This is a genomic window from Bradyrhizobium sp. 482_C4_N1_8, assembly GCF_052075965.1.
Classification (GTDB): Bacteria; Pseudomonadota; Alphaproteobacteria; order Rhizobiales; family Xanthobacteraceae; genus Bradyrhizobium; species Bradyrhizobium barranii.
On sequence record NZ_CP197231.1, the window covers coordinates 4,090,186 to 4,105,021 of the forward strand.

General features: G+C 58.8%; 15 protein-coding genes. 8 read left to right on the plus strand and 7 right to left on the minus strand.

What is annotated here, in order from left to right; all coding sequences use genetic code 11:
- Positions 1-9: 9 nt before the first annotated feature.
- Positions 10-513, minus strand: coding sequence for an ATP-dependent DNA ligase (locus AB7Z56_RS19485; RefSeq protein WP_354096937.1), 504 nt, complete (start codon positions 511-513; stop codon positions 10-12).
- Positions 514-792: 279 nt separating this feature from the next.
- On the opposite strand from AB7Z56_RS19485, the gene AB7Z56_RS19490 reads away from it, so the two are divergent.
- Positions 793-1,047, plus strand: a complete 255-nt coding sequence (locus AB7Z56_RS19490) for a PepSY domain-containing protein (RefSeq protein WP_039156949.1) — start codon at positions 793-795, stop codon at positions 1,045-1,047.
- 115 nt (positions 1,048-1,162) lie between these two features.
- Complete coding sequence (locus tag AB7Z56_RS19495) at positions 1,163-1,360, plus strand: hypothetical protein (RefSeq protein ID WP_135217200.1); 198 nt, start codon at positions 1,163-1,165, stop codon at positions 1,358-1,360.
- A gap of 36 nt (positions 1,361-1,396) precedes the next feature.
- Here the strand turns inward: AB7Z56_RS19495 and AB7Z56_RS19500 are convergent, their stop codons facing one another.
- From AB7Z56_RS19500 to AB7Z56_RS19510, 3 genes are all read right to left on the minus strand, one after another.
- The gene (locus AB7Z56_RS19500) at positions 1,397-1,774 is read right to left on the minus strand and encodes an NUDIX hydrolase (RefSeq protein ID WP_135217209.1); all 378 of its coding nucleotides are present in this window, start codon (positions 1,772-1,774) and stop codon (positions 1,397-1,399) included.
- Positions 1,775-2,270: 496 nt separating this feature from the next.
- Positions 2,271-2,633 (minus strand): hypothetical protein, encoded by a 363-nt coding sequence (locus AB7Z56_RS19505; RefSeq protein WP_135217202.1) that lies wholly within the window; start codon positions 2,631-2,633, stop codon positions 2,271-2,273.
- A gap of 819 nt (positions 2,634-3,452) precedes the next feature.
- The gene (locus AB7Z56_RS19510) at positions 3,453-3,824 is read right to left on the minus strand and encodes a response regulator (protein ID WP_283016713.1); all 372 of its coding nucleotides are present in this window, start codon (positions 3,822-3,824) and stop codon (positions 3,453-3,455) included.
- Positions 3,825-4,101: 277 nt separating this feature from the next.
- On the opposite strand from AB7Z56_RS19510, the gene AB7Z56_RS19515 reads away from it, so the two are divergent.
- Positions 4,102-5,082 carry a sensor histidine kinase gene (locus AB7Z56_RS19515; RefSeq protein WP_283018883.1) on the plus strand — a complete coding sequence of 327 codons (981 nt, stop codon included), beginning with the start codon at positions 4,102-4,104 and terminating at the stop codon, positions 5,080-5,082.
- Between the two features lie 45 nt (positions 5,083-5,127).
- On the opposite strand, the gene AB7Z56_RS19520 is transcribed toward AB7Z56_RS19515, so the two are convergent.
- On the minus strand, positions 5,128-6,318 hold the full coding sequence (locus AB7Z56_RS19520) for a sensor histidine kinase (RefSeq protein ID WP_283016712.1): 1,191 nt from the start codon (positions 6,316-6,318) through the stop codon (positions 5,128-5,130).
- 652 nt (positions 6,319-6,970) lie between these two features.
- Here AB7Z56_RS19520 and AB7Z56_RS19525 point away from each other — a divergent pair.
- Both AB7Z56_RS19525 and AB7Z56_RS19530 read left to right on the plus strand, forming a co-directional pair.
- Positions 6,971-7,180 carry a hypothetical protein gene (locus AB7Z56_RS19525; protein ID WP_283016711.1) on the plus strand — a complete coding sequence of 70 codons (210 nt, stop codon included), beginning with the start codon at positions 6,971-6,973 and terminating at the stop codon, positions 7,178-7,180.
- A 139-nt stretch (positions 7,181-7,319) separates the two neighbouring features.
- Positions 7,320-7,505, plus strand: coding sequence for a hypothetical protein (locus AB7Z56_RS19530; protein WP_028152975.1), 186 nt, complete (start codon positions 7,320-7,322; stop codon positions 7,503-7,505).
- A gap of 558 nt (positions 7,506-8,063) precedes the next feature.
- On the opposite strand, the gene AB7Z56_RS19535 is transcribed toward AB7Z56_RS19530, so the two are convergent.
- Positions 8,064-8,327 carry a hypothetical protein gene (locus AB7Z56_RS19535; RefSeq protein ID WP_283016710.1) on the minus strand — a complete coding sequence of 88 codons (264 nt, stop codon included), beginning with the start codon at positions 8,325-8,327 and terminating at the stop codon, positions 8,064-8,066.
- Between the two features lie 808 nt (positions 8,328-9,135).
- Here AB7Z56_RS19535 and AB7Z56_RS19540 point away from each other — a divergent pair.
- Positions 9,136-9,552 (plus strand): hypothetical protein, encoded by a 417-nt coding sequence (locus AB7Z56_RS19540; RefSeq protein ID WP_283016709.1) that lies wholly within the window; start codon positions 9,136-9,138, stop codon positions 9,550-9,552.
- A 137-nt stretch (positions 9,553-9,689) separates the two neighbouring features.
- Here AB7Z56_RS19540 and AB7Z56_RS19545 read toward each other — a convergent pair whose 3' ends face one another.
- Positions 9,690-10,136, minus strand: a complete 447-nt coding sequence (locus AB7Z56_RS19545; protein ID WP_354096959.1) for a HEAT repeat domain-containing protein — start codon at positions 10,134-10,136, stop codon at positions 9,690-9,692.
- 421 nt (positions 10,137-10,557) lie between these two features.
- On the opposite strand from AB7Z56_RS19545, the gene nhaA reads away from it, so the two are divergent.
- Positions 10,558-11,898: a Na+/H+ antiporter NhaA gene (gene nhaA, locus AB7Z56_RS19550; protein WP_283016708.1), complete on the plus strand. Its 1,341-nt coding sequence runs from the start codon at positions 10,558-10,560 to the stop codon at positions 11,896-11,898.
- Between the two features lie 1,156 nt (positions 11,899-13,054).
- The gene (locus AB7Z56_RS19555; protein ID WP_414643474.1) at positions 13,055-14,758 is read left to right on the plus strand and encodes an arylsulfatase; all 1,704 of its coding nucleotides are present in this window, start codon (positions 13,055-13,057) and stop codon (positions 14,756-14,758) included.
- Positions 14,759-14,836: the final 78 nt, after the last annotated feature.

Here is a 14,836-nt window from a genome sequence, read left to right on the forward strand (position 1 = left end):
ACCGAACGCTCAGAATTCTCGCGTCATTGCCGGATGGGTCCGGTTCTTCACCTTGATCCAGTCTTTCGAGCGGCCGGCGCCATAACGCCGGTCGCGGCGTTTCGAGACCAGGCCCTCGAGGCCCATGCGGCAGGCGGCGGCGAATAGATCCGAACCGATCTCGGCAGCCTCGAACGGCGCGACGAATATGCCATCAGGCCGGCCGCGCAGCAGCCGCGCCAAATTGGTCTTGCGCATCGTCAATGGCAGCTGGCGCAGGTCCTCACCGCCAAGCGCGAGGATGTCGAACGCATAGAGCTGAACCTCGTGATCATGCTTGCGCGAGTGCAGGGCGTTGAAGTCCGAGGCGCCGTCGACGCCGAGCACCACGGCCTCGCCGTCGATGGCGAATTGCTGCTCGCGGTTGTTCAGCGCGGCCTCGACGATCCAGGGGTATCGCTTGGTCCAGTCGTGGCCGTTGCGGGTGAAAAGCCGCACGGTCTTGCCCCTCGACGCGCAGGCGATAGCCGTCATACTTGATTTCGTGGATCCAGTCGGGGCCAGCCGGCACCACCTTGGCGGCGGTCGGCAGGCAGAATTCGAACGCGGTACGCATGATGCGGAGATAGGGATCGTCTTTCCCGTAAGAAGGGGCCGCGTTGCCGGTTTTGACCCGAAGCCGACCATCTTGTCCCCAGGGGCCCAAAACGGAAGTCCATTCGTTTGCGTCGATCTGACACCAAGTCCGCGGGCGCGACAGAGGAACATCAATTCAGCGCGCCCGTTGAAGCCTTTCATCGAGAGGAGGCCAAAATGAAGCTTGCCACAATTCTGGTTCTCGGTTCCCTCGCCATTGGCTCAGCAGCGAGAGCAGACCAACCCGGACCTGACTGGATGCCGATGGAGCAAGTGAAGGCCAAGGTCATGGAGTCGGGCTATTCGCAGGTCACTAAGCTTGAAGCCGACGACGGCCAATGGGAGGGCGAAGGCATCAAGAACGGACAGAAGATGGAATTCCACGCCGACCCTAAGACCGGCGTGATCGTGCGCGAAAAGCCAGACCACTAGCTTTGAGAAGATGCAAGGTGGGTGGCCAGTTGTACTTTGAGCCGCCCCCTGAGGGCATTACAGTCATTGACGCATCAGCATCTGGCCCGAAACGACAATCGGGATCGCACTGCAAATGCGCACCAAGGATGTCACCAAGGCCGCCGCGCTCTACATGCTCAAGAATGGTCTTGCGAGCTATAAGGAAGTCGCCGAGCTTTCCGGTCGATCACGGCAACTCATTCGCATTTGGGGCGGGAAGGTTGGTGCACCGGGAGCCCGAAAACGATATCTGAAGAAGGTCTGGACCCGCGCTAAACGGTTGCGCGGTTGACCGCTGGGTTCGAGGCCGCAGTTGCGAGCGCGTGATCTACTTCGGAAACAACTTGTCCCGGATGTAGCGCGACGTGGGCGTGAGTCTGATGCCGCGCGGCTTGCGCCAAGCCGCTTTGTCGATCTCGTTCTTATCGCCGATCCTCAGGGGACCGGACGCCTTCTTGGCCACAAAGATCGCGTCGCTCATCTGTCGTCCGGATTGACGGTTTTTTCCCTTTACCTCTTTCCAGAGCTTCACTGGCCCAAGTTTTAGCTTCGGCAGTTCCTCGGTGATCTCGCGGCGAAGACACTTCCTCTCACTTTCACCCGCACGCTTACGGCCGCCCGGGAACGCCCAGCGCTTATCGCGCCGTCGTCGGACCAGAAGTACTCGCCCATTCTTCGCGGCGACAAGTTTCGAGGATTTAGCCATCTTCCTGCGAATCGATTTCACAATCCGGCATCAGTTTACAGCGGGGTTCGCGCCGCAGTGAAGAGCATCGTTCCCCTATGATTACGGAGCAATCGGTTTACGTCCAAGTCGCTGGTTCGCGCTGGGCCAGACGACTGGTCGCGCTGTGCGTATCGGGCGGGTGAGCGCCGAAGGCGGCTCTTGTGGACCCGCCGATGAAGTCGCCAGCGACCGTTCGGCGCTACTGCGAACGCGCTTGGGGCCGCTCACAAGGCACCTCAGTGCCGCCAGCCGTCCTTGTCGACCTCGACTCGAAAGCCTTCCGGCATACGCGGCACTTCCCCATCGCCAGCAGCGTTGCAGGCCGGACAGGGCGCCCCCGCGCCCCCACAGTTGCAGGCGCGTGGGCCTTCCCAGGGGCGGTCCGGGTGGTTCTCGCAAACCCAGCCGAGATCGTCACAGTTGGCGCACGTCGTAGCCATTGCACCGGCCGCAAGGGGCTTTTCGTCGCTGGACATCAGGCGATTCCGCGCAAGGGCAGCGCTAGCTGCATGTCGAAGCTCCTTGTGGCGTTGGCGGCGATGAAGGCTTGCAGTGCAGAAGAGACCTCGGTGTCAGTGTCAGATGCGCGCTGGGCCAGTGCGTCGGCGACGTCGGAAGTCGCATCTCGCGACCATCCCTCGACGGGATTGAAGGATACAATTCGGACCGGATAGGCGTACTGGCCGGACAGGAGATTTTGCAGGATCGTCTCGAGGTCGGTGTCAGCCTCATCCGTCTCGCGCCAGGCGCAACCGGCGCGAGCGCCGAAGTCTTCAAGCACCAGATAAATGTCGCGGTCGAGGCGGTCGGCCGGCACGATCGAGGGCGAGGAACGCATACGCTACTCCGATACTACAAGGCCGAGAGACTGCCCCGGCTGCCGGGGAGACAAAGGGATTAGGCCGGGGCCCTGCGCCCACTGTGGCAGCGAGCCAACGACGACTCAAATATTCGACTGCTCTGGTCGTTCCCCTTCAGTCAGTCCCTTTCAAGGAAGAAAAGGGCCCCAGCTCAAATGGGGATGAGCCGGGGCCTAGAGGTTACCCTCGACGAGCCTCGAGGGCGCCGGGAAAACTTGGCAAAAGCCACGATGTTCCTGGCTCGGCAGAACCCCCTCGGCCAACAAACGTCAACGGTGCAGGGGTAGCGCCAGATGCACGCCGATCGTGCGGAACGTCGCAGCAGGGCCGCAGGTGCCGGACGAGACCGGACCCTGCGGCCGAGCGGCGCGCTGTGTGAAGCAGGGGAGATTTAAGACTTGGCTAGGAACGTCTATGTTGCGCCCGGCTTGTGTTCTGCGGTGACGGTCTCGGTCCCACGAGACAGAAGCCTGTCCGGAGGCCCCAGCATCATTGCGCCCCCCCGGCCGATGCTGGGGTCTCCACGGGCAGAGGATTCAAAGATGGATCCCAATGCCAATACGGTTTTGGGCGTTCTGCTGGCGGCAGCCCTCCTTTACCTCATATTTGTGCATTAGCCGCTCGCCTGTTTCCGAGCGCGGTGGCCTAGGGCGTGTATTCATAAACCTGCGCTGCACTTCTTATGAGGTCCGCTCTGCCTCTGATAGCGGCGCTTTGGTGCACCTCACCCTAGGTCCGCGATGGGCCAAACCCGGAAGTCGTAACGACTGCGTTGGCTCCGCTGAAAGGTACTTCAATTAGACTGTCAATTCACGAAGCGTTTTCAAGATTTGAGCAGCATTGTAGGGCTTCGGCAAAAATAACCCGCCGTCTGGCAGATCATCACAACCGATTCTGGCTTGGCCGGAAGTGGTAATGATCTTGATCGGAGGCCAACGATCTCTGACCGCGGCAGCCAGTTTGAGACCATCCATACTGCCGGGCATTTGAATGTCGGTAAAGACGACGGCGATGTCTAATCGGGTTTCGAGAATAGCAATGGCTTCATCCGCATTGGCCGCTTCGATCACATCGAACTCATCTCCTGCAATCATTTGCGCCGCGTCCATCCGTATCAACACGTCATCTTCCACAATAAGAATGACCGCTCGTTTCGCCGCTGAAATCATCGGTCAATCTTTCATCTAATGGAACGGCCTCTCAGCCTCGTTTTATGTGTCAGGAACCAATCTGTTGCTCGAACCTATTGGGGGGCCGCGGAGTTGGTTCCCAAAGCGTCATCCAAAATCCTCTAAGGCATTTGCGGCCGGCGTTGTCGCCGATCTAATCCACTGCAGCAGGCAAAGTTCATCGAGCTGAGGAATAAACGTGGAAGCGCAAGGTGTTGGCTCGGCTGAGGTTGTCCCAGTCCCGAAGGTTTCCGAAGACCCGGCCGAGAAGGCGGGCCTGCCGGTTTGGAATGCCGACCAGCTTCGTTTGGCAATCTTGGCGGCGGGCGTCGCGCTCTGGTCGTGGAACGTAGACAACAATCGATTCACAATGGACGAGAGGGCTTTCGATCTCTGGGGGGTGCCCCTGAGCGAATACGTGTCGTTCGATGACCTCTCGTCACATGTACATCCGGCCGACCGTGATCGCGTAAAAGCTGCTTTTGCTGCTACCCGCGCGATCATCGGCGCCTACGAAATTGATTTCCGTATCATGGTCGGCGAAGAGGTCAGGTGGATTTCCGCTCGCGGCCAGGGAAATGACGCGGGCATTGTTGGTCGCATCATGTACGGAATTTTCATCGACGTGACGGGACGCAAGCAAGCTGAGGAAGGCCATGAGTTGCTCGCTGGCGAAATGAGCCACCGGGTGAAAAATCTACTGGCCATTGCATCCGGTCTCACCGCCATCACTTCGCGGTCCGCCAAGACGACCGCCGACATGGCGAAAGAACTTACGCATCGGCTGACGGCGCTAGGTCGCGCCCATGATCTTGTCCGGCCCCTTCCCGGTCAGGGTGGAAAAGCGGCGCTGTTAGGCGATCTTTTGACCGTACTGCTTGCGCCTTATGACGACTTGGGAGCGTTTAGCGGTCGCGTCCGCGTCTCAGTCCCCCGCATGGGCGTCGGCGAGCAAGCGGCTACAACGCTCGCGCTCGTTGTCCATGAGCTGGCCACCAATTCACTGAAGTATGGCGCGCTATCCTCACCAACCGGCACACTGGATATATCCTGCGCCGCGCATGATACCGAGGTGGTAGTCGTCTGGACCGAGCGCGGCGGCCCGCCCGTCGCGTCTCCGATTGGTGAAGGTGGATATGGAAGCAAGCTGCTCAATCGCAGCATGACGGCCCAGCTTGGCGGCTCGATTTCGTGCGATTGGAGTGCGGAGGGCGTGATCGTCACGCTTCACATGGTCAAAGACCGCCTGACAAGGTAAAGGCTGCATGTCTCAATGGTACCAAAGAGCGGACGATCACCTCCTTCACGCGGGCGCCGCGACGGAACCAAGCGGCACATCCAGCGAGTATCTAAAACCGGATGTTTCGTAAGCAAGTTGCACCTCGCCGTTCAGTTGCTGGCCTAGAGATTTCATCATGCGGGTGCCAAAGCTTCGTCGGGTTGGGTGCGCGACCTCGGGACCTCCGCTTTCGGTCCAGACCAAGTAAAGCCTCTGCTTCAACTCATCTATCGTCCACGCGATTTCAACGCGACCGGCCGGGCCAGAGAGAGCGCCGAATTTCGTCGTATTGGTGCACAATTCGTTGAAAGTCATAGCGAGCGCTATAACCGCGCCTGAGGTAATCCTCAGATCGGGCCCGTTGAAGTGGAAGCGCCTGGCTCCCTGGCTGTCGTAGGGCTCTGTGGCACTCTGGAAAGTCTGGGTAAGACTCGCGCTTGCCCAGTTCACCTGCATCAGCAGGTCGTGGGCTCGTCCCAACGCGCCTAGCCGGCCCTCCATGGCCGTTTGGCCGTCCTCGACACTGGAAGCTGCGCGAAAGCTCTGCGAGGCGATCGCGCTCACGGTGGCAAGGGTGTTCTTGATGCGATGATGAAGTTCGCCAAGAATCAGCTTCTGCAATTTGTCGGCGACCTCTCGCTCCTTGGCATCGATACCTGCCTGGACAAGCAGAGTTTCCGCATCGATGCCGGCTTGCTCCAGCAATAACCGAAGGCTGTGGTTCTCCGCCGACAAAACCACCTCCTGTGCGGAACGCGACGACGGGGTGGTTGGCAGAGCGGCGGGAAGCGATTGGTTTGCCGGCAATCCGGTTGCGTCAGGAACAATCAAAAGGGCGCCTGTACCTACCATTGCTTGCAATTCGGTGATCATCTGGTCGACAGCGAGCGGTTTGGCAAAGAATCGGCTGTCCGCCGGCCTTTCCGAATCGGTGGGCATCACTTGACCGGAAACCAGGATGATCTTGATCGCTGGCCAGCGGTTGTGCACGGCGTGGGCGAGTGTCAAGCCGTCGATGCTACCGGGCATTTGAATATCGGTAAACAGTAGGGAGATATCTGAGCGGGACTCAAGAATAGAGATCGCCTGGTCCGCATTGACGGCTTCGACGGGATTGAACCCCGCATCTTCTACGATGTCTACCGCGCGCATGCGTAAGACCATCTCGTCTTCGACGATAAGCACGTTCGGCAAGGGAATCGAACCTGTCGACATGGATAGCCTCACTAGCTGCCCCCAAATTGCCGAGGCAAGGGTGACGGCGGCAATTGCGGGGTCATCCGGCCATCGCTGAGCATTATGGCTAGAGCAGTGCTGCGCCTTTCGAGGACGGATAGCGAGCTAATTCGCTGCGCCCGGAGGATTAATGAGCCCCTGTCACCGGTGGCTGACAGTGATTGAAACTTTTTGGATTGCCGTCTTTTGACGTCGTCCCTCAACAGGCGGGAGATCGAACAAGCCTGAAATGGCAATTGTGGCTGCCGACTTCCGCTGCGTTGGTAATCCGACCTTTTATGAGTAGACGCCCTATGTAGGGGAGTGGCCTGATTTGCCTTCGGTAATTTTTGCGAGGTGATCAAAATTGACCATAAGTCCGGTAGCGTACATGCCAGGTTATCCCATCACCGCGCAGCCTTGGCATCTATCGGTGATGAGAACGCCATCACGCGCTCCCGCCTCCTTCCCTTTGGACAGGAGCTGGCGCCATGCACCGACGCCGCATCAAGCAAACGACATCCCTTGAAGAACGCCTTGCCGAACAAGCCCAGCGGCTCCGTCAGGCAGCCAAATCGCTTCCGCCAGGTATCGAGCGGGAGCGGGCGATCCGCAAAGCTCGGCAAGCCGAGACCGGCGCTCACATAAGCGAGTGGCTGACCTCGCCGGGTTTGGCACCACCGAAATGATCGGATACCACGCCTACCTCATAGGCTCCGATGGTCACATTCAACAGCGGATCGACCTCCTATGCGATACCGACGAGGAGGCAAAGGGACAGGTCGAACAGCTTGTGGATGGTCATGACGTAGAGCTATGGCACCTCAACCGCAGGGTTTGCGAGTTCAAAGCCAAAGAGTGAGGCCGCCTCAGTTGGCGGCCTCTTTGAGCCAGTGCTTTCCAATTTGCGAATTCGCGCAGCCGCCAAGTGAGCGCTGACAGGGCGCCTGAGGCTGTGGTAAAACCAGCCCAAAGGAAAGGTACGCGCGGCGGGGCGTGCTATGCGGGACTATCAAGCGCAATTGGAAAAGCTGCGGACCGACGCGGCCGAGTGCAAGCTCATCAGTGATCTTGCCACTGACAAAGCCAAACGGGACTTGTTCGAGAGGCTGGCCAGCCATCTTACGGTTCTTGCCGATCAGGTCGAGACGGCCATGCTCGAACGCAAGGTCCGTGACGGGACTTAGAGTGGCACAATCTGCATAGACGCCACTTCTAGTTGGTGCATAATTTTCCCTCAAATTCGCGAGGGAGCGCCATGACCGAGCGATTTATTCAGGCAGGCATTGTCACCGTAGGCACCGTGAACGCTGGCCTAATCGTTTGGCTAATACTGACGATTTGAGGCCGCCTCAGTTGGCGGCCTGGCCTGGTTTGATTTAGATCAAGAGACGCTGGCCGCCATCAGACACGCTGGGCCTCATGGGAAAGCCTGAGGAACAGAGCGAGCCCAAAGAGCCCAAGCCGTCTCGCTTGGAGGAAGCGCTGCGGATCATTGAGGATTATGTCGCTGAGCTTCGTGAGATCGTTCGGAAGCTCAGGCGCAAGATGAACTAAGGCCGCGGCAGTTGGCTGCCTCTCTCCTCCCGAAGATACAACTTCAGATTCGTTGTCTTCGGCCAACTGCCATGAAAGATTGGCGGCATATTCGCGTCTCGGAGGGAATATCCGTTGCGCCTTGCATTGCCTTATGTGGGAATTGGTTTCTGCGCGCTTCTCTCGGGCTGGTTGTCCTTTACCTTGATCTATTGAGTGAGTAGGCCGCCCGGGCCTAGCAAGCGCACGTAAGTCCCGCTCTCGTGCAGCTGGAGCCAGCCGCGCTCGATCGCGTGTTTGAGCCCGGCGCCGAACTCGCTGCCACTGCCCATCAGCTTGAACAAGAAGGGCGCGTTGATCCTCTCGATATAGATGCGGCCGTCCTGGACGGCCTCGGCGCTCGCTGCGAGCTCGACCAGCTTGCGCGCGGCCGCCTCCGGGTCAGCATAGGGTCGTTCTTCGGTGTGCTTCATCGGCGTGTCCCAACTGGTGGCCTGCGCGGCCGTGATATGTGCGCGGTGCGGGTAGCTCTCCGGCACACGCGCGCCAATCGACCCACAATTTGAGATAAGTCCGTCGAGTTACGAAAAGCAGTTTGTGGCAAGCCGAAACCGGCTCGCACATTAGCGACTGGCTGCGCTCCCTCGGTTTACAGCCGCCGAAGTAGGCCGGTCATGCCACTCGGATACTATGCTTACGTCATCGGTGACGATGGCCACATTGCCAATCGCGTTGATGTTGTTTGCGACAATGACGAAGACGCGCTTCGCCACGCGGAGCAGCTAGTGGATGGTCACGCCATAGAGCTATGGCAAGGGGCGCGACGGATAGCGACGCTCAGGCCAAGGTCCAACCAAGGTGCGCATCAAGCTACGTCACAGATTTCCACCTCCGAAACCTTGGGTCTGGGAGATTCATGTCGGCAAGCGTCTGATCAAAGCGTCGCATGAATCCTATGCCTCACAAGAAGAGGCTCATAGTCTTGGAATATGCAAACCGGCCTACAACACGACATAGACGGTAAGGCTGCCTCAGTTGGCGGCTTCCTCTATTTGTGGATTATGTCGCCTGTTGGCCCATCAGCGAAGTGGCGAATCATCTTGAGGTCCGCTTCGTGGGTGGAAGCGGACTAGTTTTGCTCAGGCCGAGTTCTTCGCACTTTGACCCGAAGCGGACGTCGGCATTCGAGCGCTTCGGAGAAGAACCCTTTAAGCTTGTACCTACTAATGCAGTGCTTCCCTATTCCTTGGGCCCAATAGGAAACACGCGCGTAAGCCTGCTATGAACGAAACAGACTTCGAAGAAAGCCAAGCTCAGCGCTTCGCAACTTTGTCGCGATGGAAACGATGGCTGGCCAACGTCGGTATTCTTGACGGCCGTGTCTTGCTGATGAGCGATGCCGAACGCCAGAAAATGAGAACAGAGAATCTCAGGCGATTGGCTGCTCGGCCCCTATGGGAGAAGTGGATTGCGATCGCAGGACTTGCAGCGGGGGCGATCTCGGTTGCGCTGTATCCATATCTATTCGGACGCCTGACAATCGGCTGGGAAAAGCTGGGCTTCACCAGAACGATTGTTCCATCCGGAGAGCCGATTTTATTCATAGCCACGCTGCTGTTTTTTGAGGGCTTCTTCCTCTGCTTGGTCTATTTTTTGACCAGGGTTTATTTCTTCCGTGGCAACGACGGAAGCTCTTGATCCTAACCAGTCTCGGCGCATGTCTACTCATGGCCGAGATGCGAAGTGCCGACACCTCTCTTTGAGGTCCGCTTAGTGGGTCGGAACGGACTGGATTTGCTCACGCTGAGTGCTTCGCATTTTGACCCGTTGCCGACTTAGCGAGACTGTTCAGCACCTATTGTACCAAGCCTCGGCTTGGTCCGCCTGTAGATCGGACCTCCCGGCACATACCATCCGGCTTTCTTGCGAACGGTTGAATTTTCATCATCTTGCTGTGCAGCGGAGACTGCCGCAGCGGCAAGAGCATTGGTGTGAACGAATTGTCCGACCACTTCTATCGCCATTGCGCGGACGTGCGCATCGGGGTCGCGCGCAAGCAATCTTATTGCCTTGGGAAGCACTTCACCTTCCTCGGGCTTGCAGGCCCCTTCCTTACACCGGTCGCATGCTAGCGTGTGCAAAGCTGAGCACCTGACGCGCTCATCGGCATCGTTCAGCATACCCATCAGATCGGCGAGAGTGTCGGGCGATAGATATCGGTCGAGAAACCTGCAGCAATGCAAGCGAACATCAGCATTGTCATGCCGCAGCCCAGCGCGCACTGCAGGAGCCGCTTGCGTCCCAATATTGAGCAACGCCCAATAGGCGTCTGGCGCCCTGTATGGGAATGCAAGCTCTTCGATGATCTTGTGAAGTTCCGCCAATATGTCAGCGACCCGTTGGGTTGTTGCGCGTTGCCCATTTTAGAACGCCACCGCGTTTCTCGCCATATAGCCACTTCCCCGGATGGCCCGTTTGAGACCTGGCGAGGGGTACTAAAGATGTCCGCTCACTGGGGCTGACCGGAAGTCGTCTCGGGAGAACCAAATCGACGCGATTGACCCAGAACAGACATTGGTGACCGATCACTCCTCCGAGGTTGAATTGTCGCCATCGCGATGTATAACGGCGTTCGGGTGCTCGCTGCATTGAACAGCGACAGGTCAAGCGATGGTCGGGCCGCCACGCGGAAAGCGTGCGCCCGTGAACGATAGCTCTTCATTCGACGATCTGCCGAAAGCCCAGCGGCTGGCGGAACAGGCCCTCAGCACCCTACATAGGTTCCTGCATGTTGAGGCTGTCAGCGGTGCCGTGCTCCTCGCGGCCGCGGCCGCTGCACTTATCTGGGCCAACTCTCCGTTCGCTCATAGCTATCACGCCTTTTGGAACCTTCCGCTCACAATCGGTGTCGGCGAATACGTGTTTTCCCGGTCGTTGCATTTCTGGGTCAACGACGCACTTATGACCGTCTTCTTCCTCGTCGTGGGCATGGAGATTCGGCGCGAGGTCCATGAAGGCGCACTGAGCAGACTCGACCAAGCCATTCTGCCGCTGGTTGCCGCGACAGGTGGCGTCATCGTGCCGGCGCTCATCTATCTGAGCCTCAACAGCGATCCGGCTAGAGGGCAGGGCTGGGCCGTGCCAACCGCGACAGACATCGCCTTTGCAGTCGGAGTGCTCGCGCTGCTTGGACGAACGATCCCGGTCAATGTGCGTGTGTTCTTGCTTGCTCTGGCGATCATCGACGACATCATTGCGGTACTGATCATTGCCCTGTTCTACACCGCAAGTCTTCAGCCTGGCGGTTTCATCATCGCGTCAATTGGCGTTCTCGCGGCTTTGGGATGTCAGCGGTTCGGGATCGGTTCTGCGCCCTTTTACGTACTGCCCGGTTCTTTGGTTTGGATTGGGTTCATGGTAGCCGGCATCCATCCAACTCTTGCAGGTGTCGTGCTCGGGCTGATAACTCCGGCACGCGCCATACCGATGCGGGAGCCGCCACTGGAAGTCGTGTCGCGAGTGCTCAAGCAGTTGCGAAGCAGCGATGCGGTGAAGGCAAGGGATCCGCACCTGTTAGAGCAACCGCTGCGAGACCTTCGCATAGCTCACCGCGAGATATTGCCGCCGGTGTCGCGGGTGCAGATGGCAATGCATCCGTGGGTGGCTTACGGCGTCATGCCGATCTTCGCGCTGGCAAATGCCGGCGTCAGCTTAACGGGCACTGATCTCTCCGCAGGGGGCCACCTGGTGATGATGGGCACTGCGCTTGCCTTGGTCGCTGGGAAACCGCTTGGCGTCGTCGGTGCGACTTGGGTCGCGGTACGACTGGGCTGGTGCCGCCTTGCTCCTGGAGTTACGTGGGGTGGCGTCTGTCTGGTCGGCCTGCTGGCTGGTATCGGTTTTACAATGTCGATCTTCATCTCGATGCTCGCCTTCTCCGATCAAGGATTATTGAGGGCGGCGAAACTGGGCGTCCTCTTCGGTTCGCTTGTCGCCGCCACACTCGGCCTTGGCTGGGGAGCGACCTACGTTCGACGTCAGTGAAAGCAGCTCAAATGTCTTTCAAAGCTCCCCACGTATCGTTTGTATCGCTTGCCGTCGAGATTCTGCCCTCCGGGGTTACCCAAGTGATGATCGTAGAAACTGGCTTGCACCTAAATCCGAAGCATTCCTCGTACAATAAATCCGCCGTGGAAGGTCTCATTTCGGCCGCGCAGGAATATGTTAGCGTCAACATAGAAGGTCCTGCCGCTATTCGGCTTGTTTCGACCCAAAGCGGGGAGATCTGACGGTCTGCTCCCGTTGTTCGTCGGAATCAGCTCTATTGCGCTTCGCCATCTCGCCAAAGGTTTGATCCGCCGGTAAATCGTCAATGAAAGATGATAAACTTCTATTCTGGCTTTCAGTAGTAGTGGGCCTCCTTGTGATCGGCTACTCGCTCTACGTTCTCTATTTCATTATCGGTTGAGAATGTTTGTGGCTCCTTATTGCGATGTTTGGGCATGTCCGCCTGTGGCCCTGAGCAGACCTCCGCAACTTCGGGTTTTTCGCGCTATCCCCATCTTGTCGCGTTGCGCATCTACATCCGCAGGATCGGCTCTGTGCTTCCTGGGTGAGCAAAAATCGAATCCGTTCTAGTGCTACATTGCGACCTCACCGACGTCGGCGTGTCCGCTTTTCCCCCTAGGTCGTATCCCTTAGGGGTGGACGCGAGGACTGACACATTGTCATGTCCGCCTCGTTGCATTGATTTAGATCAAGGTCGTCTCTACCGAACGGCCATTACTTCCGATTACGCTTTGGGAAAGCCTGGACCGCGCTGCGCCGTCAGCAAACGGCAGGGTGGTTTTCTGCACCAAAAAACCAATGCCGGCGGCTTCGAACGTACCTCGCAAGTCACGACCCCCGAACGACCAACGCAAAGATTTCACAGAAGGCATCAAAGGCGGCACGCATTTGTGTGTGCCGAACTACTGCAGACGCTAGCGGCCTGGCTGCGCGCCGTGCGGAGTCGGCCGACGCGTCCACCAGCCATCTTGTCTTTCGATGCATCAGGCGATGAGCCTCTGATGCATCATAAAGAGGGAGCGTAACCATGTTGAGTTCCGTATTGCCCGACAAACAACCCTTTACTGCAACGCCGCCACGCAAGACACCTGGTTGGCTAAAGCGTTCAAGCACTGTCCTGCTGGGCGCGACGATGATGACGATGATGATGCCGCTGGTTGGGCCGGCCAGTACGCCAGCAGCAGCTCAGCAGCCGGCCCAGAAACCAAACATCCTCTTCATCATGGGCGACGACATCGGATGGATGCAGCCGCGCATCTACCATCAAGGACTGATGGTCGGCGAGACGCCCAACATCGACCGCATCGGACAAGAGGGCGCCAAGTTCATGCACTACTACGCCGAGCAGAGTTGCACTGCGGGGCGCAATGCCTTCTTCACCGGTATGAACCCGCTACGCACGGGCATGATCCCGCCACAGCTGCCAGGCAGCCCGACCTACCTGCGACCTGGCACCCCAACGATCGCGTGGTTCCTGCGCGACCTCGGCTACAACACCGGCGAGTTCGGCAAGAACCACCTGGGCGACCACACCGACGCGCTGCCGACCGCCCACGGCTTCCACGAGTTCTGGGGCTATCTATACCACCTGGATGCGATGCAGGGCGTGAGCTTCCCGGACATTAACAAGACCCCGACCCAGCAGACCGTCGCCCCACCCTGCAGGAACACGCCGATCCCGGGTCTTGCGGAAGTGCCGGGCGCGGTGGATCCGAAGATGGTAACGAAAACAAAGACCTGCCTGACGCCCCCGCGTCCGGTCATCTGGTGCAAGTCCTCCGACGGCACGGCGAAGAACCAGACCTGCCAGGACCAGGGCCCGCTGACCCTCGAGCGTTCGAAGGGGGTGGACGAGGAAATTTCGGCCAAGGTCATCGACTTCCTCGACCGCAACGATCCCAAGAAGACCAACAAGCCGTTCTTCGTCTGGTACAACCCGGCGCGCATGCACGTCACGACCGTGCTGAACGAGAAGTACATGGCTATGGTCGGCGAGCCCGGCGGCAAGGATTGGGGCGTCAACGAAGCCGGCATGAAGCAGATGGATGACAATATCGGCTATGTGCTGCAGAAGCTGCAGGAGATGGGCCAACTCGACAACACCATCGTGGTCTTCACCACGGACAACGGCGCCGAGACCTTCACCTTCCCCGACGGCGGCGTCACGCCGTTCAAGGGCTCAAAGATGAACACCTGGGAAGGCGGCATGCGCGCACCGTGCGTTATCCGCTGGCCGGGCGTCATCAAGCCGGGCACGGTGAAGGACGAGATCTTCGCCTCGCTCGACTGGCTGCCCACGTTTGTTGACATCGCCGGCGGCCCCAAGGGCGACGGCCTCAAGGCGCAAATCGAGGCCGGCAGCTACCCGGGCATCGTCAAGACCACGCTCGACGGCTTCAATCAGCGCGACTATCTGGAGGGAAAGACCGAGAAGTCCGCGCGCGACGTCTTCTTCTACTATTCCAGCGCGCACCCGTCGGCGGTGCGCTACAAGAATTGGAAGATGTATTTCGCGATCGCGCCCGAAACCGCGACTGGCTTCGTGAACCCGGGAGTCCAGACGATGTTCGCGGCCGGCATGGTAAATCTCAAGCGCGATCCATTCGAGATGGGATGGGGCGATGAGAAAAAGGCGGCTTTCTGGTTCAGCGGTGCGCTCGCCGGACCAGTCACGGGTTACATATACGACTGGAACCTGCTGCCCATCGGCCAGGCGCTGTGGCTCGCAGAGCTCGAGACCTACAAGACGTTCCCGCCGATGCAGGATCCGGCCAGCTACAACCTCGACCAGGTCATGGAGCAGCTCAGGAAGTTGCCGAACCACCCGAGCCAGTAGCTGACCGCGCGCAACACGACCACGCGGGCGCCTCTACGGGGGCGCCCGCTCACGACAAGTGAACGATGAATGCGCTTC